Annotated in this window: 20 protein-coding genes; 15 read left to right on the top strand and 5 right to left on the bottom strand. The window is 61.7% G+C overall.

Translation table 11 applies throughout. The features are described from left to right. Positions 1 to 5 precede the first annotated feature (5 nt). Complete coding sequence (gene guaD, locus ACN6NG_RS07180) at positions 6 to 1,310, top strand: guanine deaminase (RefSeq protein ID WP_474313345.1); 1,305 nt, start codon at positions 6 to 8, stop codon at positions 1,308 to 1,310. On the opposite strand, the gene aqpZ is transcribed toward guaD, so the two are convergent. Together aqpZ and ACN6NG_RS07170 are read right to left on the bottom strand one after the other, a co-directional pair. Continuing rightward, positions 1,307 to 2,005: an aquaporin Z gene (gene aqpZ, locus ACN6NG_RS07175; RefSeq protein WP_474313344.1), complete on the bottom strand. Its 699-nt coding sequence runs from the start codon at positions 2,003 to 2,005 to the stop codon at positions 1,307 to 1,309. The genes guaD and aqpZ overlap by 4 nt on opposite strands. A gap of 236 nt (positions 2,006 to 2,241) precedes the next feature. Beyond that, on the bottom strand, positions 2,242 to 2,997 hold the full coding sequence (locus tag ACN6NG_RS07170; RefSeq protein WP_063423149.1) for a GntR family transcriptional regulator: 756 nt from the start codon (positions 2,995 to 2,997) through the stop codon (positions 2,242 to 2,244). Positions 2,998 to 3,280: 283 nt separating this feature from the next. On the opposite strand from ACN6NG_RS07170, the gene ACN6NG_RS07165 reads away from it, so the two are divergent. Beyond that, positions 3,281 to 4,630 (top strand): NCS2 family permease, encoded by a 1,350-nt coding sequence (locus ACN6NG_RS07165; protein ID WP_016498615.1) that lies wholly within the window; start codon positions 3,281 to 3,283, stop codon positions 4,628 to 4,630. A gap of 383 nt (positions 4,631 to 5,013) precedes the next feature. On the opposite strand, the gene uraH is transcribed toward ACN6NG_RS07165, so the two are convergent. Continuing rightward, entirely contained in the window at positions 5,014 to 5,367 is a 354-nt protein-coding gene (gene uraH / locus ACN6NG_RS07160) for a hydroxyisourate hydrolase (RefSeq protein ID WP_003254328.1), read from the bottom strand. 399 nt (positions 5,368 to 5,766) lie between these two features. On the opposite strand from uraH, the gene puuE reads away from it, so the two are divergent. The 7 genes from puuE (at position 5,767) to ACN6NG_RS07125 (ending at position 12,766) form a co-directional block, all read left to right on the top strand. Continuing rightward, positions 5,767 to 6,693 carry an allantoinase PuuE gene (puuE, locus tag ACN6NG_RS07155; protein ID WP_016498614.1) on the top strand — a complete coding sequence of 309 codons (927 nt, stop codon included), beginning with the start codon at positions 5,767 to 5,769 and terminating at the stop codon, positions 6,691 to 6,693. Beyond that, positions 6,693 to 7,208 carry a 2-oxo-4-hydroxy-4-carboxy-5-ureidoimidazoline decarboxylase gene (gene uraD / locus ACN6NG_RS07150; RefSeq protein ID WP_016498613.1) on the top strand — a complete coding sequence of 172 codons (516 nt, stop codon included), beginning with the start codon at positions 6,693 to 6,695 and terminating at the stop codon, positions 7,206 to 7,208. Before puuE ends, uraD begins: the two co-directional genes overlap by 1 nt. 49 nt (positions 7,209 to 7,257) lie before the next feature. After that, positions 7,258 to 7,761 carry an ureidoglycolate lyase gene (locus tag ACN6NG_RS07145; protein WP_016488365.1) on the top strand — a complete coding sequence of 168 codons (504 nt, stop codon included), beginning with the start codon at positions 7,258 to 7,260 and terminating at the stop codon, positions 7,759 to 7,761. A gap of 43 nt (positions 7,762 to 7,804) precedes the next feature. Beyond that, on the top strand, positions 7,805 to 9,133 hold the full coding sequence (locus ACN6NG_RS07140; RefSeq protein WP_016488366.1) for a urate hydroxylase PuuD: 1,329 nt from the start codon (positions 7,805 to 7,807) through the stop codon (positions 9,131 to 9,133). Positions 9,134 to 9,346: 213 nt separating this feature from the next. After that, on the top strand, positions 9,347 to 10,702 hold the full coding sequence (locus ACN6NG_RS07135; RefSeq protein ID WP_012273436.1) for a nucleobase:cation symporter-2 family protein: 1,356 nt from the start codon (positions 9,347 to 9,349) through the stop codon (positions 10,700 to 10,702). 140 nt (positions 10,703 to 10,842) lie between these two features. Next, positions 10,843 to 11,628 carry an outer membrane protein OmpK gene (locus tag ACN6NG_RS07130; RefSeq protein ID WP_474313341.1) on the top strand — a complete coding sequence of 262 codons (786 nt, stop codon included), beginning with the start codon at positions 10,843 to 10,845 and terminating at the stop codon, positions 11,626 to 11,628. Positions 11,629 to 11,983: 355 nt separating this feature from the next. Beyond that, positions 11,984 to 12,766: an outer membrane protein OmpK gene (locus ACN6NG_RS07125; RefSeq protein ID WP_016498611.1), complete on the top strand. Its 783-nt coding sequence runs from the start codon at positions 11,984 to 11,986 to the stop codon at positions 12,764 to 12,766. Between the two features lie 137 nt (positions 12,767 to 12,903). On the opposite strand, the gene ACN6NG_RS07120 is transcribed toward ACN6NG_RS07125, so the two are convergent. Continuing rightward, complete coding sequence (locus ACN6NG_RS07120) at positions 12,904 to 13,818, bottom strand: DUF808 domain-containing protein (protein ID WP_063423151.1); 915 nt, start codon at positions 13,816 to 13,818, stop codon at positions 12,904 to 12,906. A 132-nt stretch (positions 13,819 to 13,950) separates the two neighbouring features. On the opposite strand from ACN6NG_RS07120, the gene ACN6NG_RS07115 reads away from it, so the two are divergent. Continuing rightward, positions 13,951 to 14,562 (top strand): TetR/AcrR family transcriptional regulator, encoded by a 612-nt coding sequence (locus ACN6NG_RS07115; protein ID WP_010955036.1) that lies wholly within the window; start codon positions 13,951 to 13,953, stop codon positions 14,560 to 14,562. A gap of 135 nt (positions 14,563 to 14,697) precedes the next feature. On the opposite strand, the gene ACN6NG_RS07110 is transcribed toward ACN6NG_RS07115, so the two are convergent. Next, entirely contained in the window at positions 14,698 to 15,138 is a 441-nt protein-coding gene (locus ACN6NG_RS07110) for a GlcG/HbpS family heme-binding protein (RefSeq protein ID WP_063423152.1), read from the bottom strand. Positions 15,139 to 15,395: 257 nt separating this feature from the next. On the opposite strand from ACN6NG_RS07110, the gene gcl reads away from it, so the two are divergent. The 5 genes from gcl (at position 15,396) to pyk (ending at position 21,919) form a co-directional block, all read left to right on the top strand. Next, positions 15,396 to 17,171 carry a glyoxylate carboligase gene (gene gcl / locus ACN6NG_RS07105; protein ID WP_063423153.1) on the top strand — a complete coding sequence of 592 codons (1,776 nt, stop codon included), beginning with the start codon at positions 15,396 to 15,398 and terminating at the stop codon, positions 17,169 to 17,171. A gap of 54 nt (positions 17,172 to 17,225) precedes the next feature. Continuing rightward, the gene (gene hyi, locus ACN6NG_RS07100; RefSeq protein WP_049273327.1) at positions 17,226 to 18,008 is read left to right on the top strand and encodes a hydroxypyruvate isomerase; all 783 of its coding nucleotides are present in this window, start codon (positions 17,226 to 17,228) and stop codon (positions 18,006 to 18,008) included. A gap of 152 nt (positions 18,009 to 18,160) precedes the next feature. After that, the gene (locus ACN6NG_RS07095; protein ID WP_016498603.1) at positions 18,161 to 19,054 is read left to right on the top strand and encodes a 2-hydroxy-3-oxopropionate reductase; all 894 of its coding nucleotides are present in this window, start codon (positions 18,161 to 18,163) and stop codon (positions 19,052 to 19,054) included. Positions 19,055 to 19,232: 178 nt separating this feature from the next. Then, entirely contained in the window at positions 19,233 to 20,507 is a 1,275-nt protein-coding gene (locus ACN6NG_RS07090) for a glycerate kinase type-2 family protein (RefSeq protein ID WP_414816546.1), read from the top strand. Then, the gene (gene pyk / locus ACN6NG_RS07085; protein ID WP_016498601.1) at positions 20,504 to 21,919 is read left to right on the top strand and encodes a pyruvate kinase; all 1,416 of its coding nucleotides are present in this window, start codon (positions 20,504 to 20,506) and stop codon (positions 21,917 to 21,919) included. Before ACN6NG_RS07090 ends, pyk begins: the two co-directional genes overlap by 4 nt. The last annotated feature ends 99 nt before the right edge of the window (positions 21,920 to 22,018 follow it).

The raw sequence follows: 22,018 nt of genomic DNA, 5'->3' as shown, positions 1-22,018 counted from the left end.
GTGTTATGACCGTTACCCGCAAAGCCTACCGTGCCGCCATCCTGCACAGCATCGCCGACCCGGCCGAGGTGGGCCTGGAGGCTTCCCATGAGTATTTCGAAGACGGCCTGCTGGTGGTCGACGACGGCCGCATCAGCGCCATTGGCCACGCCAGCGAACTGCTGCCGACCCTGGAAGCAGGCATCCTGGTGGAGCACTACCAGGACGCGCTGATCACCCCGGGTTTTATCGACACCCACATCCATTTCCCGCAAACCGGCATGATCGGCTCTTACGGCGAGCAACTGCTGGACTGGCTGAACACCTACACCTTCCCCTGCGAAAAGCAGTTCGCCGACAAAGCGCACGCCGACCAGGTGGCGAAAATCTTCCTCAAGGAACTGCTGCGCAACGGCACCACCACCGCGCTGGTATTCGGTAGCGTGCACCCGGAATCGGTCAACGCCCTGTTCGAAGAGGCCGAGCGCCTGGACCTGCGTCTGATCGCCGGCAAGGTGATGATGGACCGCAACGCCCCGGACTACCTGACCGACACCGCCGAATCCGGCTATGCCGAGAGCAAGGCACTGATCGAGCGTTGGCACGGCAAGGGCCGCCTGCATTACGCAGTTACCCCGCGCTTCGCCCCGACCAGCACACCCGAACAGCTGACCCTGGCCGGCCAGTTACTCAAGGAACACCCGGGCGTGTACATGCACACGCACCTGTCGGAAAACCTCAAGGAAATCGACTGGGTCAAGTCGCTGTTCCCTGAGCAGAAGGGTTACCTGGACGTGTACGACCACTTCGAGCTGTTGGGCGAGCGCTCGGTGTTTGCCCACGGCGTGCACCTGTGCGACGACGAATGCCAGCGCCTGGCCGAAACCGGCTCGGCCGTGGCCTTCTGCCCCACCTCCAACCTGTTCCTCGGCAGCGGCCTGTTCAACCTGCCCCAGGCTGAGCGCTTCAAGGTCAACGTGGGCCTGGGTACCGACGTCGGTGCCGGCACCAGCTTCTCGTTGCTCAACACCCTGAACGAAGCGTACAAGGTGATGCAGCTGCAAGGCGCGCGCCTGCACCCGTACAAGTCGCTGTACCTGGCCACCCTCGGCGGCGCCCGCGCCCTGCGCCTGGACGACCGCATCGGCAGCCTGCGCCCGGGCAATGATGCCGACTTCGTGGTGCTGGACTACAAGGCCACGCCGCTGCTGGACTACCGCATTCAGCAGTCCAACAGCATCGAAGAGACCCTGTTCGTGCTCACCACCCTGGGCGATGACCGCACTGTGCGCGAAACCTACGCTGCCGGGCGTTGCGTGCACCAGCGCTAAGGCTCTTTTGCAAGGCCCCGGTAAAGCGCGCCGCCGATTGCAGCACCGATCAGCGGCGCCACCCAGAACAGCCACAGCTGTTGCAGGGCCCAGCCACCGACGAACAAGGCCGGCCCCGTGCTACGCGCGGGGTTGACCGAGGTGTTGGTGATCGGGATCGATATCAGGTGGATCAGGGTCAGGGCCAGTCCGATGGCTATGGGCGCAAAACCTGCCGGCGCCCGGGAATCGGTCGCCCCCATGATCACCACCAGGAACATCGCCGTCATCACCACTTCACTGATGACACCCGCACCCAGCGTATAACCACCGGGCGAGTGGTCGGCATAGCCGTTTGAAGCCAATCCCGACGACAACTCGAAACCGGCCTTGCCGCTGGCGATGAGGTAGATCACCCCGGCCGCCAGGATGGCGCCAATCACTTGCGCGATCACGTAGGGCAGCAGCTCTTTGGCAGGAAAGCGCCCCCCCACCACCAGCCCGAACGACACGGCAGGGTTGAGGTGACAGCCAGAGATATGGCCGATGGCGAAGGCCATGGTCAGCACTGTGAGGCCGAAGGCGAAGGCAACACCGAGAACGCCGATACCGAGAGGCGAACTGGCTGCGAGGACCGCACTGCCACAGCCACCAAGGACCAGCCAGAAGGTGCCGATAAGTTCGGCACCCATGCGTTTACCGAGGGACATGCTCATGAATCCATTCCTCAAGAAGTTGAACGCAACGAATGCGCAAGCCCAACTGCTTGATGAAGGTTTGCTCACAAGAATTTAGCAGACGTTTGGCTGATGGCCAGAAATGACTGGGGGCCGCTTCGCGCCCCATTCGCAGCACAAGGCTGCTCCTACAGGGATCGCGTATCGCCTGTAGGAGCAGCCTTGTGCTGCGAATGGGCTGCAAAGCAGCCCCCTTCACTCACCTTGGCAAACGATCAACCCTTGGCAGAAACCTTGGGCTTTTTCAGCAAATGCGAGAACACCGCATGCAGATCGTCCGAGGCACTCTCCTCGTCCAGGTTCAGCTTGCTGTCGATGTGGTCCATGTGGTGCATCATCAGGCTCACGGCCTGGTCGGCATCACGCGCCTCGATGGCATCGATCAGCTGCATGTGCTCGTCATACGAGCAATGCGAGCGGTTGCCGCTTTCGTACTGGGCAATGATCAGCGAAGTCTGCGACACCAGGCTGCGCTGGAAGCTCACCAGCGGCGCATTGCCCGCGGCTTCCGCCAGCTTGAGGTGGAACTCGCCGGAAAGACGAATGCCGGCACCGCGATCACCGCGAGAGAAGCTGTCGCGCTCTTCGCGCACCATCTGCCGCAGTTCGTTGAGCTGGTCCAGGGTGGCGTGCTGCACGGCCAGTTCGGTAATGGCCCGCTCCACCATACGCCGCGAGAAGAACACCTGGCGCGCCTCTTCTACCGTGGGGCTGGCCACCACTGCACCGCGGTTCGGCCGCAGCAGCACCACGCTTTCGTGGGCCAGGCGCGACAGGGCGCGGCGGATGATGGTGCGGCTGACGCCGAAGATTTCGCCCAGCGCTTCCTCGCTCAACTTGGTGCCCGGCGCCAGGCGCTGCTCGAGGATCGCCTCGAAAATGTGCGCGTAGACGATGTCGTCCTGGGTACCACTGCGGCCGGCCTTGCCGACACGTGCAGGTTTCTTCAGAGGTTGCAGCTGTTCGTTCATGGGCTCTCGAGGCACGAAGAGAAAGTATGGCGCCATTGTACACAGGCTGAGGCGATTCCGCAGGGGGCGTTTTACCTATATAGCCGTTGTACGACGCATTGCGCACACAAAACATAAAACATTATTTGCATTCTTTGTACACAAAAGCATAATCCACCGAGCAACTTCTTGACCCATGAGTCAACAAAACGGTCAGACGTCTGCCTTCCCTCGCGGAGCCGCCAAGTGCATTGCGCAGGAAACTGGCTCCATAACAACAAGAATGACTTGAGGAGTACCTGCTGTGGAAAGCCGCAAATCCGAAGCCCCTACGCTGGATCTCGCCCCACCGCTCGAAACAAGCTGGCTGGAGCGGATTTTCAAACTCAAGCAACATGGCAGCACCGTCAAAACCGAAATGATCGCCGGGGTGACCACCTTCATCACCATGGCCTACATCATCTTCGTCAACCCCAACATCATGGCCGACGCCGGCATCGACCATGGTGCCGCTTTCGTCGCCACCTGCATCGCCGCCGCGCTGGGCTGCCTGCTGATGGGCTTGTACGCCAACTGGCCGGTGGGCCTGGCGCCGGGCATGGGGCTTAACGCCTTCTTCACCTACACCGTGGTCGGCACCATGGGCTACAACTGGGAAACGGCACTGGGGGCGGTGTTCGTCTCGGGCGTGCTGTTCATGTTCCTGACCTTGTCGAAAGTGCGCGAATGGTTGCTGAACAGCATCCCGGTCAGCCTGCGCCATGCCATGGGGGCCGGCGTCGGATTGTTTCTCGGGCTGATCGGCCTGAAAACGGCAGGCATCATCGTCGACAGCCCCGCCACCCTGATCAAGCTGGGCTCGCTGCATGAGCCGGGGCCGCTGCTGGCGGCAATCTGCTTCCTGCTGATCGCCATCCTCAGCTACAAGCGGGTGTTCGGCGCGATCCTGATCAGCATCATTGGCGTCACCCTGGCAGGCTGGGGCCTGGGCCTGGTCAAGTTTGGCGGGGTGATGTCGATGCCGCCAAGCCTGGCACCGACCTGGATGGCCATGGACGTGGCCGGCGTGTTCAACGTCAGCATGATCAGCGTGGTGCTGGCGTTCCTGTTCGTACACATGTTCGACACCGCCGGCACGCTGATGGGGGTTGCCCAGCGAGCGAACCTGGTAGCGCCGGACGGGCGTATCGAAGGCCTTTCACGTGCCTTGAAGGCCGACAGTGCTTCCAGCGTATTCGGTGCTGTGGTCGGCGTGCCTCCAGTTACCAGTTATGTGGAGAGTGCCGCCGGTGTGGCCGCAGGTGGTCGTACCGGCCTGACTGCGGTGGTGGTTGGCCTGCTGTTCATCGCCGCGATGTTCTTCGCCCCACTGGCCGGGATGATTCCCGCCTACGCAACGGCGGGTGCGTTGATCTACGTGGCAATGCTGATGATGGGCAGCATGGCGCACATCCATTGGGACGAAGCCACCGACAGCATTCCGGCGATCGTCACGGTCATCATGATGCCGCTGACCTTCTCCGTTGCCGATGGTATCGCGCTGGGTTTCATCACCTACGTCGCGTTGAAGGCAGGCACCGGCAAGTACAAGGAAATCTCGGCCAGCCTGTGGGTGCTGTGCGCCATCTTCATTGCCAAGTTCGTGTTCCTCTAAGCACCGGTAGCCTGGCTGTAGAAGTTTAGTGTTTTCAAGATCGAGCGCCGCCCACGCGGCGCGTCGCGAGCTGCGCTCGCTCCTACGTTTGTTTCGGGCCAGTTATTTCTGGGGGATTTGCGCGCGAACGCCTAGGCGCATGAAGCGATATCGCGTCGTACAAACAAGGCGGTCGCGCGCGCCTGTCACAGGCGTGACTAGCCCGAAACAAACGTAGGAGCGAGCGCAGCTCGCGATGCGCCGCGCGGGCGGCGCGCGATTCCATGCCCGCTACAACATTCACGCCGAACACCCCCATCACGCCCCCCTTTCCTGCAGACGAAAAAAAGCCCGCCAGTGTGAGAGCGGGCCAAAGGACCTACGAAGATTCTTCTAGCGACCAACTAGCTTCCACGATAGGTCGAATAGCTGTACGGCGAGATTAGCAGCGGCACGTGGTAGTGCTCCTGCGACTCATCGATGCCAAAGCGCAGCACAACAACATCCAGAAACGCCTGGGCCGGCAACTGCACGCCACGGGCGCGGTAGTAATCGCCAGCGCTGAACTGCAACTGGTAAACACCGGTGCGGTAGTCGTCACCCTGCAGCAGCGGCGCGTCGACGCGGCCATCGCTGTTGGTCAGGGCGGTGTTCACCAGCTCCAGTTGCTGGCCTTCGACGCGGTACAGCTCGACCTTGATCGAGCTGCCCGGGCAGCCATGCGCGGCATCCAGTACGTGTGTGGTCAAACGTCCCATTGCGTGTCGCCTCTTGTTCAATCTGTGGGCAAAAAATACTCAGCCATCGCACCAGCATAGCGCCTGCGGCAGGCGGGAATGACGCCATTAAGACATTCCATCGCCAGATTGTACACAATTTTTTAAACCCATCTGTCGCACCCGGCATTTCCTGCCCATAAACGACCCATCGGTCGCAAATACAGGCCGCGTAACGAGGCAAACGTCATTAGCTGACCAATCAGGCAGGTTTCTTGCACTGTATTTCCAGGCCGCTGCGCGGCGACAAAAGGGAAGAAATGCGGAAAAACAGGCTTACAAAAGATTTCAGAAGTTGTATACAATCAGCCCATCCGGTGGTGCGACATACCGACGCGGCCCGCCCACCACCCGCACTAACGCACAAGAAGGAAGACTGCAGTGAGCGCTGACTACCCTCGCGACCTGATCGGTTACGGCAACAACCCTCCTCACCCGCAATGGCCGGGCAACGCTCGCATCGCGCTGTCTTTCGTCCTCAATTACGAGGAAGGCGGCGAACGCAACATCCTGCACGGTGACAAAGAGTCCGAAGCCTTCCTGTCCGAGATGGTCGCTGCCCAGCCGCTGCAGGGCCAGCGCAACATGAGCATGGAGTCGCTGTACGAATACGGCAGCCGTGCTGGCGTGTGGCGCCTGCTGAAGCTGTTCAAGGACAGCGGCGTGCCATTGACCGTCTTCGCCGTGGCCATGGCCGCCCAGCGCCACCCTGACGTGATCCGCGCCATGGCCGAAGCCGGCCACGAGATCTGCAGCCACGGCTACCGCTGGATCGACTACCAGAACATGGACGAGGCCCAGGAGCGCGAGCACATGCTCGAAGCCATCCGCATCCTCACCGAACTCACCGGCGAGCGCCCGGTGGGCTGGTACACCGGCCGCACCGGCCCGAACACCCGCCGCCTGGTGATGGAAGAAGGCGGGTTCCTGTACGACAGCGACACCTACGACGACGACCTGCCCTACTGGGAGCCGAACAACCCCACCGACAAGCCGCACCTGGTGATCCCCTACACCCTGGACACCAACGACATGCGTTTCACCCAGGTACAGGGTTTCAACTGCGGCGAGCAGTTCTTCCAGTACCTGAAAGACGCCTTTGATGTGCTGTACGCCGAAGGCGCCGAAGCGCCGAAAATGCTCTCCATCGGCCTGCACTGCCGCCTGGTCGGCCGCCCGGCACGCCTGGCTGCACTCAAGCGCTTCGTCGATTACGCAAAAAGCCATGACCAGGTCTGGTTCGCCCGTCGCGTGGATATCGCCCGCCACTGGCACGCCACCCACCCGTACAAGAAAGAGAACGCCTGATGACCGCCTTCAACACCCTCAAGCCCTCCGCCCTGAGCCGTGACGCCTTCGTCGAGGCCTTCGCCGACATCTACGAGCACTCGCCGTGGGTTGCCGAAAAAGCCTACGACCTGGGCCAGTTGGGCGAGCTGGACGAGATCGAAGCGCTGCACCAGCGCATGAGCGACATCCTGCTCAGCGCCAACCACGCCGACCAGCTGGCGCTGATCAACGCTCACCCGGACCTGGCCGGCAAGGCCGCCATCCAGGGCGAGCTGACCGAATCGAGCACCAACGAACAGGCCGGCGCCGGTATCCACCAGTGCACCGCCGAAGAGTTCGCCCGCTTCACCGAGCTGAACGATGCCTACAAAGCCAAGTTCCAGTTCCCGTTCATCATGGCGGTAAAGGGCAGCAATCGGCACCAGATCCTCGCCGCCTTTGAAAAACGCATCCACAACGATGCCGATGCCGAATTCAAGGAAGCCCTGGCGCAGATCAACCTGATCGCCCTGTTCCGCCTGCTGCAGTTGTAAGCGACAGCCGAACCTTTTTCAGTACAACGAACATATAAGAGAGACCCGCATGCGCACCCTGATGATCGAGCCCCTGACCAAAGAAGCCTTCGCCCAGTTCGGAGATGTGATCGAAACCGACGGCAGCGACCACTTCATGATCAACAACGGCTCGACCATGCGCTTTCACAAGCTCGCCACGGTCGAGACCGCCGAGCCCGAAGACAAGGCGATCATCAGCATCTTCCGCGCCGACGCGCTGGACATGCCGCTGACCGTACGCATGCTGGAACGCCATCCGCTGGGCAGCCAGGCTTTCATCCCGCTGCTCGGCAACCCCTTTCTGATCGTGGTCGCGCCCGTTGGCGATGCACCTGTATCAGGCTTGGTCCGCGCCTTCCGCAGTAATGGCAGGCAGGGCATCAATTACCATCGCGGCGTTTGGCACCACCCGGTGCTCACGATCGAAAAGCGGGATGATTTCCTGGTGGTTGATCGCAGTGGTTCTGGCAACAACTGCGATGAGCATTACTTCACCGAGGAACAGATGCTGATCCTCAATCCCCACCAATAAGAAAAGGTCGATCATCGCTAGGTGATCGGCAGAGGTACATACTGTGGAAGCACACCTTCACGAATGGCTGAACCTGAGCATTCGCTGGGTTCACATGATCACCGGTGTCGCCTGGATCGGTGCATCGTTCTACTTCGTCTGGCTGGAGAACCACCTGAACCGAAGCAACCCGCGCGATGGGTTGTCGGGTGATCTCTGGGCAATTCACGGCGGTGGTATCTACCACCTGGAGAAATACAAGCTCGCACCCCCGAAAATGCCCGAGAACCTGCACTGGTTCAAATGGGAAGCCTACTTCACCTGGATGTCCGGTATCGCCCTGCTGTGCGTGGTGTTCTACTGGAACCCGGCGCTGTACCTGCTGGCCCCTGGCAGCACCCTGAGCGGTGCCGAAGGCGTGGCCATCGGTATCGGCTCGCTGATCGCTGGCTGGTTCATCTACGACTTCCTGTGCGACTCGCCCCTGGGCAAGAAGCCAGCGCTGCTCGGCGGTGTACTGTTCGTCTTGATCATCGCCGCCTGCTGGGGCTTCAGCCTGGTGTTCAGCGGCCGTGGTGCCTACCTGCACACCGGCGCGATCATCGGCACCATCATGGTCGGTAACGTGTTCCGCATCATCATGCCGGCCCAGCGCCAGCTGGTGGCGGCGATCGAGAACAACCAGACGCCCGACCCGGTACTGCCGGCCAAGGGCCTGCTGCGCTCGCGTCACAACAACTACTTCACCCTGCCGGTGCTGTTCATCATGATCAGCAACCATTTCCCGAGCACCTACGGTAGCCAGTACAACTGGCTGATCCTGGCCGGTATCGCAGTAGCCGCGGTTCTGATCCGCCACTACTTCAACACCCGCCACGACAGCAACAAGTACGCCTGGACCCTGCCGGTCGGCGCCCTGGCGATGATCTGCCTGGCCTACGTCACCGGTCCGAAACCGATGGCCGTAAGCCCTGAGCAAGCGGCAGCGAAGGTCGAGTACCAGCCGCTGCCTGCGACTGCCGTCGGTGGCAAGACCGCTGCCGAGCAGCGCGCAGAGGACGCCGCCAAGGCTGCCGAAGCGCCGGCTGCACCAGCGCAAGCACCGGCCCAGGCCGCTGCCCAGGCCGGCGGTGGCGACTTCGACAAGATCCACAATGTCATCCAGGAACGCTGCACCGTGTGCCACTCGTCGAAGCCGACCAGCCCACTGTTCAGCGCCGCCCCTGCCGGCGTGATGTTCGACACCCCGCAGCAGATCCAGGCCCAGGCCGCGCGCATTCAGGCGCAAGCGGTCGCCAGCCAGATCATGCCGCTGGGCAACATCACCCAGATGACCACCGAAGAGCGCAAGCTCGTCGGCGACTGGATCGCCAAAGGCGCCCAGGTCAACTGAAACACCCTCCTACAAGGCGACTGAGTCCCCTGTAGGAGCGGCCTTGCGCCGCGAAGAGGCCGGTTAACCCGGCCTCAAACTTGAAGATTCACGCAACAAGCAAGCATCGAGCGTTCAACTGCAAGCGGGAACCCCGGTCTCTCTTCACCGAGAAACTGCCGCTTGGAGCTTGCCGCTTGGATCCGAGAATAAAAACAAAACTCGAGGTGCTGCATGTCCGAGTCACGCAAGGCGTATATCCCCATTGCGCCGCCGCGCGAACCCTTGCCCTTGTTCCAACTGATCCTGGTTGGCCTGCAACACGTTCTGCTGATGTACGGTGGCGCGATTGCCGTGCCGTTGATCATCGGCCAGGCCGCTGGGTTGTCCCGTGAAGAAGTCGCTTTCCTGATCAACGCCGACCTGCTGGTCGCTGGCGTCGCCACCATCATCCAGTCGTTCGGTATCGGCCCGGTGGGCATCCGCATGCCGGTGATGATGGGTGCCAGTTTCGCTGCCGTCGGCAGCATGGTGGCCATGGCCGGCATGCCCGGCGTAGGCCTGCAGGGGATCTTCGGGGCGACCATCGCCGCCGGGTTCTTCGGCATGCTGATCGCGCCGTTCATGTCCAAGGTCGTACGTTTCTTCCCGCCGCTGGTCACCGGTACGGTGATCACCTCGATTGGCCTGTCGCTGTTCCCGGTGGCAGTCAACTGGGCCGGTGGCGGCCATGAAGCTGAAACCTTCGGCTCGCCGATCTACCTGCTGGTCGCCGGCCTGGTGTTGGCGGTCATCCTGCTGATCAACCGCTTCATGCGTGGCTTCTGGGTCAACGTATCGGTGCTGGTGGGCATGGGCCTTGGCTACATCCTGGCCGGCTCCATTGGCATGGTCGACCTGTCTGGCCTGAAAGACGCGCCGTGGTTGCAGGTGGTAACCCCACTGCACTTCGGCATGCCGACCTTCAGCCTGGCGCCGATCCTGTCCATGTGCCTGGTGGTGGTGATCATCTTCGTCGAGTCCACCGGTATGTTCCTGGCCCTGGGCAAGGTGACTGATCGCGAAGTTACGCCAGGGATGCTGCGTCGCGGCCTGCTGTGCGATGCCGGTGCATCGTTCATTGCCGGCTTCTTCAACACCTTTACCCACTCCTCGTTCGCCCAGAACATCGGCCTGGTGCAGATGACCGGGGTGCGCTGCCGCTTTGTCACCATCGTGGCCGGTGCACTGCTGATCCTGCTCAGCCTGCTGCCAAAAGCGGCCTTCCTGATTGCCTCGATCCCGCCTGCGGTACTGGGCGGCGCGTCCATTGCCATGTTCGGCATGGTCACTGCCACCGGGATCAAGATTCTTCAGGAGGCGGACATCGGCGACCGCCGCAACCAGCTGCTGGTGGCGGTGAGCGTCGGCTTCGGGTTGATCCCCGTGGTGCGTCCGGAGTTCTTTGCCCAGATGCCGCAGTGGATGGAACCCATCACCCACAGTGGTATCGCCATGGCCACGGTCAGTGCCTTGGTGTTGAACGTGCTGTTCAACATCCTCGGTGGCGCCGACCGCGCGGTGCACAACGACGCCTGTCACCAGCATTGAGCCATAAGGGGCGGCGCTTTGCCGCCCCTCACCCACATCTGCAGTAACCGCTACGCCGTCGACCCGCCGGAATGGGTCGCCCGGGGCGCCTGCGCGCCAAAAAAACCGCCAACAAAAACAATAAGTCCGGGAATCACAACATGAAGCGCATCACCACGTCCCTGTTGTTGGGCAGCAGCCTGCTGGCCACCCTACCCTCGCATGCAGGCGAATGGCTGCAATGGCATGGCGAAAGCCTGACCTACCTGTATGGCAAGGACTTCAAGGTCAACCCTGATATCCAGCAGACCATCACGTTCGAGCACGCCAACAAATGGAAGTACGGCGACACCTTCATGTTCGTCGACAAGATCTTCTACAACGGCAAGGCCGACGCCAGCAAAGGCGTGACCACCTACTACGGCGAGTTCAGCCCGCGCCTGTCGCTCGGCAAGATCTTCGACCAGAAGCTTGCCTTCGGCCCTATCAAGGACGTGCTGCTGGCTATGACCTACGAGCGTGGCGAAGGCGACAACGAAGCCTACCTGATCGGCCCCGGCTTTGACCTGGACATCCCCGGCTTCAACTATTTCACCCTCAACTTCTACGTGCGCAACACCGAGGGCAGCCGCCCCGGCGACAACGTCTGGCAGATCACCCCTGGCTGGTCGTACACCATCCCCGTGGGCAGGTCTGACATTCTGATCGACGGTTACATGGACTGGGTCCCCGACAACGACCAGACCCGCCGTGGCACCTATCACGCCAACCTGCACTTCAACCCGCAGGTCAAATACGACTTGGGCAAGGCGCTGAACCTGGGCGCCAAGCAGCTCTACGTGGGCTTTGAGTACAGCTACTGGAAGGACAAATACGGCATCGACAGCCGCGGCAACCTGGAAAGCAACCAGAGCGTCGCCAGTGCCCTGATCAAAGTGCATTTCTAATAAACTGACCAAACGCACAAGTTTGAACCACCCCGCTCCAGGACGGAGCACTTGAGGCGCGGCGCGCAAGCCAGTAATCTGCGCGCCCCCTCGATCAGGGCAGAACGGATTCTGCCTGCGTTTACTGACCGCTCAGTCAATGAATACGGGCGGTTGGCCAACGTGTTGCCAGCCTGAAAGACCCTTTTCATCCGTTCAGAACGAAGTCGAGCAGGAAGGTTTTGCCAACCCGGAAAAGTTGGCTCAACCCTTGCCAAACAGCTGTGGCCCATCGAAAAAAGCTGACTCGCAAGACAACAAAAAAGCGCCAATACCGAGCGCTGACAACAGATCAATCAAGGGAGCGACACTCGCAATGCGTACCATCAACAGCCTGATCCTCGCCGGCGGCCTGCTGGCCTGTGGCACCACCTACGCCGACGACCTGCTGCAATGGCAGAACAACAGCCTGACCTACCTGTGGGGCAAGAACTTCAAGGTCAACCCGGCGATCCAGCAAACCGTCACGTTCGAGCACGCCGATGGCTGGAAGTACGGCGACAACTTCATCTTCGTCGACAAGATCTTCTACCAAGGCCAGAAAGACGCCGGCAATGGCCCGAATACCTATTACGGTGAGATCAGCCCACGCCTGTCGTTCAACAAGATCTTCGACCAGAAGGTGGAGTTCGGCCCGGTCAAGGACGTGCTGCTGGCGATGACCTACGAGTTTGGCGAGGGTGACACCGAGTCGTACCTGATCGGCCCAGGGTTCGACCTGGCCATTCCCGGCTTTGACTACTTCCAGCTGAACTTCTACAACCGCACCACCGACGGCAGCCGCGCCGGCGACAACGTATGGCAGATCACGCCGGTATGGTCGTACACCATTCCGGTGGGCGATTCCGACGTGCTGATCGACGGCTTCATGGACTGGGTGGTGGACAACGACGAGAACCGCCGCGGCACCTACCACGCCAACCTGCACTTCAACCCGCAGATCAAGTATGACCTGGGCAAGGCATTGCACCTGGGCGAGAAGCAGCTGTATGTGGGTGTGGAGTACGACTACTGGAAGAACAAGTACGGCATCAAGGACAGCGATGCTTTTACGACTGACCAGAACACCATGAGTTTCCTGGTCAAGGTTCACTTCTGACCTGATCCCTCAGGGCCGTGCCGCGGCCCATTCGCGGGCAAACGCCCCCACAGGGTCCGCGCCCGGTTCAAGGCAAACGCGGTACCTGTGGGAGCGGGTTCACCCGTGAACCGGGGCAAAGCCCCGGCCATGCAACCTTATGTGGCAGGCCGGAGCACCCGCCACAATTTGCCGGCAACCGCCACCACCGCCAGCACCACGCCACCGGCCAGCACCCCGGCTACGCCATTGAGCAGTGCCCCGGTCAACGCCCCGCCACGCCCCTCGCTGAACGCCTCGATGGCATGATGCAGCGGCTCGATGCCATGCACCAGAATGCCGCCACCGACCAGAAACATCGCCGCCGTGCCGATCACCGACAGGCTTTTCATCATGTACGGTGCGGCCCGCAGGATGCCGTTACCAACGGCCTGGGTCAGGCTCGATGCCTTTTGGGTCATCCACAACCCCAGGTCATCGAGCTTGACGATGCCGGCCACCAGCCCGTAAACGCCGATGGTCATGACGATGGCGATGCCCGACAGCACGATGATCTGCTGGCTCAGCGGCGCATCGGCCACGGTACCCAAGGTGATGGCGATGATTTCCGCTGACAGGATGAAGTCGGTGCGCACCGCGCCCTTGATCTTGGTTTTCTCGAACGCCACCAGGTCGACATTGGCGTCAGCCACGGCTTCCTTCCGGGCATTGTGCTGCGCGTCGTCCTCTTCCTTACTGTGCAGGAACTTGTGCGCCAGCTTCTCGAAGCCTTCGAAACACAGGTAGGCGCCACCGATCATCAACAATGGCGTAACCGCCCACGGAATGAACGCACTGATCAGCAGCGCTGCCGGCACCAGGATTGCCTTGTTGACGAACGACCCCTTGGCCACCGCCCACACCACCGGTATTTCGCGCTCGGCACGCACACCGGTAACCTGCTGGGCGTTCAGCGCCAGGTCATCGCCCAGCACACCTGCTGTTTTTTTTGCCGCCACCTTGGTCATTAGCGAGACGTCATCAAGCACCGTGGCGATGTCGTCGATCAGTACCAGTAGACTGCTTCCTGCCATGTTTGCCTGTATCCAGATAGGTGTGTGCCACGGATTCTAGCCCAAAGCCGCTGCCTTGAGCGCCCGTCGAGCGCGGTGCTACCATGCCCGATCCCTCTTAGAGGTGGCCAGACACGAGGAAGATCCCTGACCATGAGCACCATTCGCGAGCGCAACAAGGAATTGATCCTGCGCGCGGCCAGCGAGGAATTCGCCGACAAGGGCTTCGCCGCCACCAAGACCAGCGATATCGCGGCCAAGGCCGGCCTGCCCAAGCCGAACGTGTATTACTACTTCAAGTCCAAGGACAACCTCTACCGCGAAGTCCTGGAAAGCATCATCGCGCCAATCATGCAGGCGTCGACGCCGTTCAACGCCGACGGCGACCCGAAGGAAGTACTGAGTGCGTACATTCGTTCAAAGATCCGCATTTCGCGCGACCTGCCACATGCCTCCAAGGTGTTTGCCAGCGAGATCATGCACGGCGCCCCGCACCTGTCGCCCAACCAGGTGGAGCAGCTGAACGAGCAGGCCCGGCACAACATCGAGTGCATCCAGCGCTGGATCGACCGCGGGCAGATTGCCCATGTGGACGCGCATCACCTGATGTTCAGTATCTGGGCGGCGACCCAGACCTATGCCGACTTCGACTGGCAGATTTCTGCGGTGACTGGCAAGGCCAAGCTGGCCGACAGCGATTATGACGCGGCGGCCGAGACCATCATTCGCATGGTCTTGAAAGGCTGTGAGCCTGAGGCAGCCTGACAGGGCCAGTGGGGCTGCTTCGCAGCCCAATCGCCGGCAAGCCAGCTCCCACAGGGCTTCCACAGTTCCTGATCACTGTGGTGTACCTGTGGGAGCTGGCTTGCCGGCGATGTGGCCAGATCAGGCCATAGCGATTTAAGCTGCTACCCCCGCATCCGCCTTCAACCCCACCTCCTCGATCGCACTGATCGCACACTGCTCGTCGATATCCGACGTATCGCCGCTGATCCCCACCGCACCCAGCACCTTGCCGTCCTGATCACGAATCAGCACACCACCCGGTGCCGGCACCACCGGCCGTTCACCCATCCCGTTCAACGCGGCAAAAAACGCCGGACGCTGCTGCGCGTCCAGCGCCAGCAGGCGCGACCCCTTGCCCAGGGCAATCGCGCCCCAGGCTTTGCCAGTGGCAACTTCAGGGCGGATAAGGCTTGCGCCATCCTCACGCTGTAGCGCCAGCAGGTGCCCGCCGGCATCCAGCACCGCCACGGTCAGTGGCGCGGCATTGATGTTGCGGCCTGCTGCCAGTGCGGCATTTACCAGGCTGACAGCGACTTTCAGGTTCAAGACGTTCATGGAAAGGTCCTCTTCTTGTTGTGAGAAGCCCTGAGGGCAGTTGAAAACCGATAGGGCAAATAGAACACAACGAAAGGATATTTTGTATACAATATTTTGAAACGATCGTATGCGATGGCGCAAATAGCCGTTTTCACGGCCGCTTTGACGAAACCCGGCCTACCCGATGAAAACCCATTGACCTGAGCCGCCAGCCGTGAATACACTCTGTCGCAAAGCAAGTTGTATACAATTACAAAATCGATGAGGCACAACCCATGAGCAAAATGAGAGCAATCGATGCAGCCGTTCTGGTCATGCGCCGTGAAGGTGTAGATACCGCGTTCGGCATCCCAGGGGCTGCCATCAACCCGTTGTACTCGGCCCTGAAAAAAGTCGGTGGCATCGATCACGTCCTCGCTCGCCACGTCGAAGGTGCCTCGCACATGGCCGAGGGCTACACCCGTGCCAACCCGGGTAACATCGGCGTGTGCATCGGTACTTCCGGCCCAGCCGGCACCGACATGGTCACCGGCCTGTACAGCGCCTCGGCCGACTCCATCCCGATCCTCTGCATCACCGGCCAGGCCCCGCGTGCACGCCTGCACAAAGAAGACTTCCAGGCCGTCGACATCACCAGCATCGTCAAGCCGGTGACCAAGTGGGCGACCACCGTTCTGGAGCCAGGCCAGGTGCCTTATGCCTTCCAGAAGGCCTTCTATGAAATGCGCACCGGCCGCCCAGGCCCGGTACTGATCGACCTGCCGTTCGACGTGCAGATGGCCGAAATCGAATTCGACATCGACGCCTACGAGCCGCTGGCCGTCAACAAGCCGTCCGCCACTCGCGTACAGGCTGAAAAAGCCCTGACCCTGCTCAACGACGCCGAACGCCCGCTGCTGGTAGCCGGTGGCGGCATCATCAACGCCGATGCCAGCGACAAGCTGGTCGAGTTCGCTGAACTGACCGGCGTACCGGTAATCCCGACCCTGATGGGCTGGGGCACCATCCCGGACGACCACGCCCAAATGGTCGGCATGGTCGGCCTGCAGACTTCGCACCGCTACGGCAACGCCACCCTGCTGAAATCCGACCTGGTGTTCGGTATCGGTAACCGCTGGGCCAACCGCCACACCGGTTCCGTCGACGTCTACACCGAAGGCCGCAAGTTCGTGCACGTCGACATCGAACCGACCCAGATCGGCCGCGTATTCACCCCGGACCTGGGTATCGTGTCCGACGCAGGCAAGGCGCTGGACGTGTTCCTGGAAGTGGCCCGCGAGTGGAAAGCCGCTGGCAAGCTGAAAGACCGTGCTGCCTGGCTGGAAGATTGCCAACAGCGCAAAGCCACCCTGCAGCGCAAGACCCACTTCGACAACGTGCCGGTCAAGCCGCAGCGCGTGTATGAAGAGATGAACCAGGTATTCGGCAAGGACACCACCTACGTCAGCACCATCGGCCTGTCGCAGATTGCCGGCGCGCAATTCCTGCACGTGTACAAGCCTCGCCACTGGATCAACTGCGGCCAGGCCGGCCCGCTGGGCTGGACCATTCCTGCCGCACTGGGTGTAGTGAAAGCAGACCCCAAACGCAAGGTGGTCGCGCTGTCGGGTGACTACGACTTCCAGTTCATGATCGAAGAACTGGCAGTAGGCGCACAGTTCAACCTGCCGTACGTCCACGTACTGGTGAACAACGCCTACCTGGGCCTGATCCGTCAGGCGCAGCGTGGCTTCGACATGGATTACTGTGTACAACTGGCGTTCGAGAACATCAACTCGACCGACGCCGCCACCTACGGTGTCGACCACGTTGCAGTGGTCGAAGGCCTGGGCTGCAAAGCCATTCGCGTGTTCGAACCGGCCGAGATCGCCCCAGCCCTGCTCAAGGCGCAGAAGATGGCCGAAGAGTTCCGCGTGCCGGTCGTGGTCGAAGTGATTCTCGAGCGTGTGACCAACATTTCCATGGGCACCGAGATCAACGCGGTCAACGAGTTCGAAGACCTGGCGCTGGTCGGCAACGACGCGCCAACCGCCATCTCGATGCTGGACTGATCGCCTGACGCCCCCAGGCACGCCCTGGGGGCCTTCATCGCAAGGAGACAACTCATGCCTCGCTTCGCTGCCAACCTGTCCATGCTGTTCACCGAACAGGACTTCCTGGCCCGCTTCAAGGCTGCCGCCGACGCCGGTTTCAGTGGCGTCGAATACCTGTTCCCCTACGACTTCAGCGCTGCAGAAATCAAGCAGCAGCTGGAAGCCAATGGCCTGACCCAGGTGCTGTTCAACCTGCCTGCCGGCGACTGGGCCAAAGGTGAGCGCGGTATCACCTGCCACCCCGACCGCATCGAAGAATTCCGCGCCGGTGTCGACAAGGCCATCGAATACGCCAAGGTGCTGGGCAACACCCAGGTCAACGCCCTGGCCGGCATCCGCCCACAAGGCCCGGACTGCGCCACCGTGCGCAAGACCTTCGTGGAGAACCTGCGCTACGCAGCCGACAAGCTCAAGGCCGCCGGTATCCGCTTGGTCATGGAAATGATCAACACCCGCGACATCCCGGGCTTTTACCTGAACACCACCCAGCAGGCCCTGGAAATCCAGGCCGAAGTGGGCAGTGACAACCTGTTCCTGCAGTACGACATCTACCACATGCAGATCATGGAAGGTGACCTGGCTCGCACCATGGAAACCAACCTGCAGCTGATCAACCACATCCAGCTGGCCGACAACCCCGGCCGCAATGAACCAGGCACCGGCGAGATCAACTACCGCTTCCTGTTCGAGCACCTGGACCGCATTGGCTACCAAGGCTGGGTGGGCGCGGAGTACAAGCCCAAGACCACCACCGAAGCGGGCCTGGGCTGGCTGAAAACCCACAACGCAATCTGAGGAACAACTCGGGACCCTGTGGGAGCGGGCTCGCCCGCGAACACCGGCAAAGCCGGTGCCATCCACCGAGTTGTCTGCTTCGCGGGCGAGCCCGCTCCCACAGGGGGCCAAAGCTTGCTTGAGATATCACAATTACAAAGAGGTAATTTCTCATGGCTAAAATCGGTTTCATCGGCACCGGCATCATGGGCAAGCCCATGGCCCAAAACCTGCAAAAAGCAGGTCACAGCCTGTTCGTTTCCACCCACCACGACGCCGCGCCAGCCGACCTGATCGCCGCCGGTGCAGTGGCCTTGGCCAACCCGAAAGAGGTTGCCCAGGAAGCCGAATTCATCATCGTCATGGTGCCGGACACCCCCCAGGTGGAAGCCGTACTGTTCGGTGAAAACGGCGTGGCTGAGGGCGTAGGTCCGAACAAGATCGTGATCGACATGAGTTCGATCTCGCCTACCGCCACCAAAGCGTTCGCCGAAAAAATCAAGGCAACCGGCGCAGCCTACCTGGACGCCCCGGTGTCCGGTGGTGAAGTCGGCGCCAAGGCCGCTACCCTGAGCATCATGGTTGGTGGCTGCCCGAAAGCCTTCGAGCGCACCCTGCCGCTGTTCGAAGCCATGGGCAAGAACATCACCCGCGTGGGTGGCAACGGTGACGGCCAGACCGCCAAGGTCGCCAACCAGATCATCGTCGCCCTGAACATCCAGGCCGTCAGCGAAGCACTGCTGTTCGCCGCCAAGAACGGCGCCGACCCGGCCAAGGTGCGTGAAGCACTGATGGGCGGCTTTGCTTCGTCGAAAATCCTCGAAGTGCACGCCGAGCGCATGATCAAGGGCACCTTCGACCCAGGCTTCCGCATCAACCTGCACCAGAAAGACCTGAACCTGGCCCTGCAAGGCGCCAAGGAACTGGGCATCAACCTGCCCAACACCTCCAATGCCCAGCAAGTGTTCAACACCTGCCAGGCCCTGGGTGGCGGCAACTGGGACCACTCGGCGCTGATCAAAGGCCTGGAACACATGGCCAACTTCTCGATCCGCGGCGACAAGTAAGTAGTAGACCTTACCGGCCTCTTCGCGGCGGTTCGGCGCGAAGAAGCCAACACCGCTGAACCTGCGACCACAGGTTCAGCGGTAGCACCGAGCAACACCCGCCCCTGGTTCGGCCTGCACGGAGGCAGTTCCAGGGGCGTTTTTGGTTTTGCAGAACAACAATAACTGGGAGCCTGCCATGTCGGTCGATCCGCAAAAAATTCTCCGCGAGCTGTTCGACACAGCCATCGCTGCCGCCCACCCCCGCCAAGTCCTCGAACCCTACCTGCCCGCCGACCGTAGCGGCCGGGTGATCGTCATCGGCGCCGGCAAGGCCGCAGCCGCCATGGCCGAAGTGGTCGAAAAAAGCTGGCAGGGCGAAGTCTCCGGCCTGGTCGTGACCCGTTACGGGCACGGCGCCAACTGCCAGAAGATCGAAGTGGTCGAAGCCGCCCACCCGGTACCGGATGCCGCCGGCCTGGCCGTGGCCAAGCGCGTGCTGGAACTGGTCAGCAACCTGAATGAAGACGACCGCGTCATCTTCCTGCTGTCTGGCGGTGGTTCCGCCCTGCTGGCATTGCCGGCCGAAGGCCTGACCCTGGCCGACAAGCAGCAGATCAACAAGGCACTGCTCAAATCCGGCGCCACCATCGGCGAGATGAACTGCGTGCGCAAGCACCTCTCGGCGATCAAGGGCGGCCGTTTGGCCAAGGCCTGCTGGCCGGCCACGGTCTACACCTATGCCATTTCCGATGTGCCGGGCGACCTCGCCACCGTGATCGCCTCCGGCCCCACCGTGGCCGACCCGAGCACGTCGGCTGATGCCCTGGCCATTCTGAAACGCTACAACATCGAAGCGCCGAAAGCGGTCATCGACTGGCTGAACAACCCTGCCTCGGAAACCGTCAAAGCCGATGACCCGGCCCTGGCCCGCAGCCACTTCCAGCTGATCGCCAAACCCCAGCAGTCGCTCGAGGCCGCCGCAGTCAAAGCCCGACAGGCTGGTTTCAGCCCGCTGATTCTCGGCGACCTGGAAGGCGAGTCGCGCGAAGTGGCCAAGGTACACGCCGGTATTGCCCGGCAGATCGTCCAGCACGGCCAGCCATTAAAGGCACCCTGCGTGATCCTGTCCGGCGGCGAAACCACCGTGACCGTACGCGGCAATGGCCGTGGCGGGCGCAACGCCGAGTTCCTGCTCAGCCTCACTGAAAGCCTGAAAGGCCTGCCGGGGGTATACGCGCTGGCCGGCGACACCGACGGCATCGACGGCTCGGAAGAAAACGCCGGTGCCTTCATGACCCCGGGCAGCTACGCCCGTGCCGAGGCCCTGGGCCTGTCGGCCAGCGACGAGCTGGACAACAACAACGGCTATGGCTATTTCGCCGCGCTGGATGCGCTGATCGTCACCGAGCCGACCCGCACCAACGTCAACGACTTCCGCGCCATCCTGATCCTCGAGACTGCCCAACCATGACGCCTGATAAAAAAGTAAAGATCCTCGCCACCCTCGGCCCTGCGATCAACGGCATCGACGACATCCGCCAACTGGTCGAAGCCGGCGTGAACATCTTCCGCCTCAACTTCAGCCACGGCGAACACGCTGACCACGCCTTGCGTTACCAGTGGATCCGCGAAGTGGAGCAGCAACTGAACTACCCGCTGGGTATCCTCATGGACCTGCAAGGGCCAAAGCTGCGCGTGGGCCGTTTCGCTGAAGGCAAGGTGCAGCTGCAACGCGGCCAGGCCCTGCGCCTGGACCTGGACAAGACCCCGGGCGACAGCCGCCGGGTCAACCTGCCACACCCTGAAATCATCGCAGCCCTCGAGCCCGGCATGGACCTGCTGCTGGACGATGGCAAGCTGCGCCTGCGCGTCACCGCCAAGCACAACGATGCTATCGACACTGAAGTGCTGAACGGTGGCGAGCTGTCCGACCGCAAGGGTGTCAACGTACCGCAAGCAGTACTCGACCTCTCCCCGCTCACTGAAAAAGACCGCCGCGACCTGGCCTTTGGCCTGGAACTGGGTGTGGACTGGGTGGCCCTGTCGTTTGTACAGCGCCCTGAGGACATCGTCGAAGCGCGCCAGCTGATTGGCGATCGCGCCTACCTGATGGCCAAGATCGAGAAACCCTCGGCGGTCGAACAACTGCAAGCCATTGCCGAACTGGCAGATGCGATCATGGTGGCGCGTGGTGACCTGGGCGTGGAAGTGCCGGCCGAAAGCGTGCCGCAAATCCAGAAGCGCATCATCAACACCTGCCGCCAGCTGGGCAAGCCGGTGGTGGTAGCCACGCAGATGCTCGAGTCCATGCGCTTCTCGCCGGCGCCGACCCGTGCCGAAGTCACTGACGTGGCCAACGCCGTGGCCGAAGGTGCCGATGCGGTCATGTTGTCAGCCGAGACTGCCTCGGGTGACTACCCGCTGGAAGCCGTGCAGATGATGAGCAAGATCATCCGCCAGGTGGAAAACGGCCCGGACTACCAGGCCCAGCTCGACGTTGGCCGGCCGAAGGCCGAGGCCACCGTGTCGGACGCCATCAGCTGCGCCATCCGCCGCATCAGCGGCATCCTGCCGGTGGCGGTGCTGGTCAACTACAGCGAGTCGGGCGCCTCGACCCTGCGCGCTGCACGCGAGCGCCCACGGGCACCGATCCTCAACCTGACGCCGAACCTGAACACCGCGCGCCGCCTGAGCGTGGCCTGGGGCGTGCATTCGGTGGTCAACGACCGCCTGCGCCAAGTGGACGAGGTGGTTTCCACCGCCCTGGAGATTGCCCAGGCGCAAGGCATGGCCAGCCGTGGCGACACGCTGCTGATCACAGCCGGTGTGCCTTTCGGCAAGCCAGGGTCGACTAACACGCTGCGGATCGAGACTTTGATCTGAGATTGCCGGGGGCGCTTTGCGCCCCATTCGCAGCACAAGGCTGCTCCTACAGGGACCGCGTAGCCTGAGAAGCTCGCGATTCCTTTGTAGGAGCAGCCT

The organism is Pseudomonas sp. TSO6 (assembly GCF_056098905.1).
The sequence above is the reverse complement of the archived record's forward strand: the minus strand, read 5'-3'. Positions and strand labels throughout refer to the sequence as shown.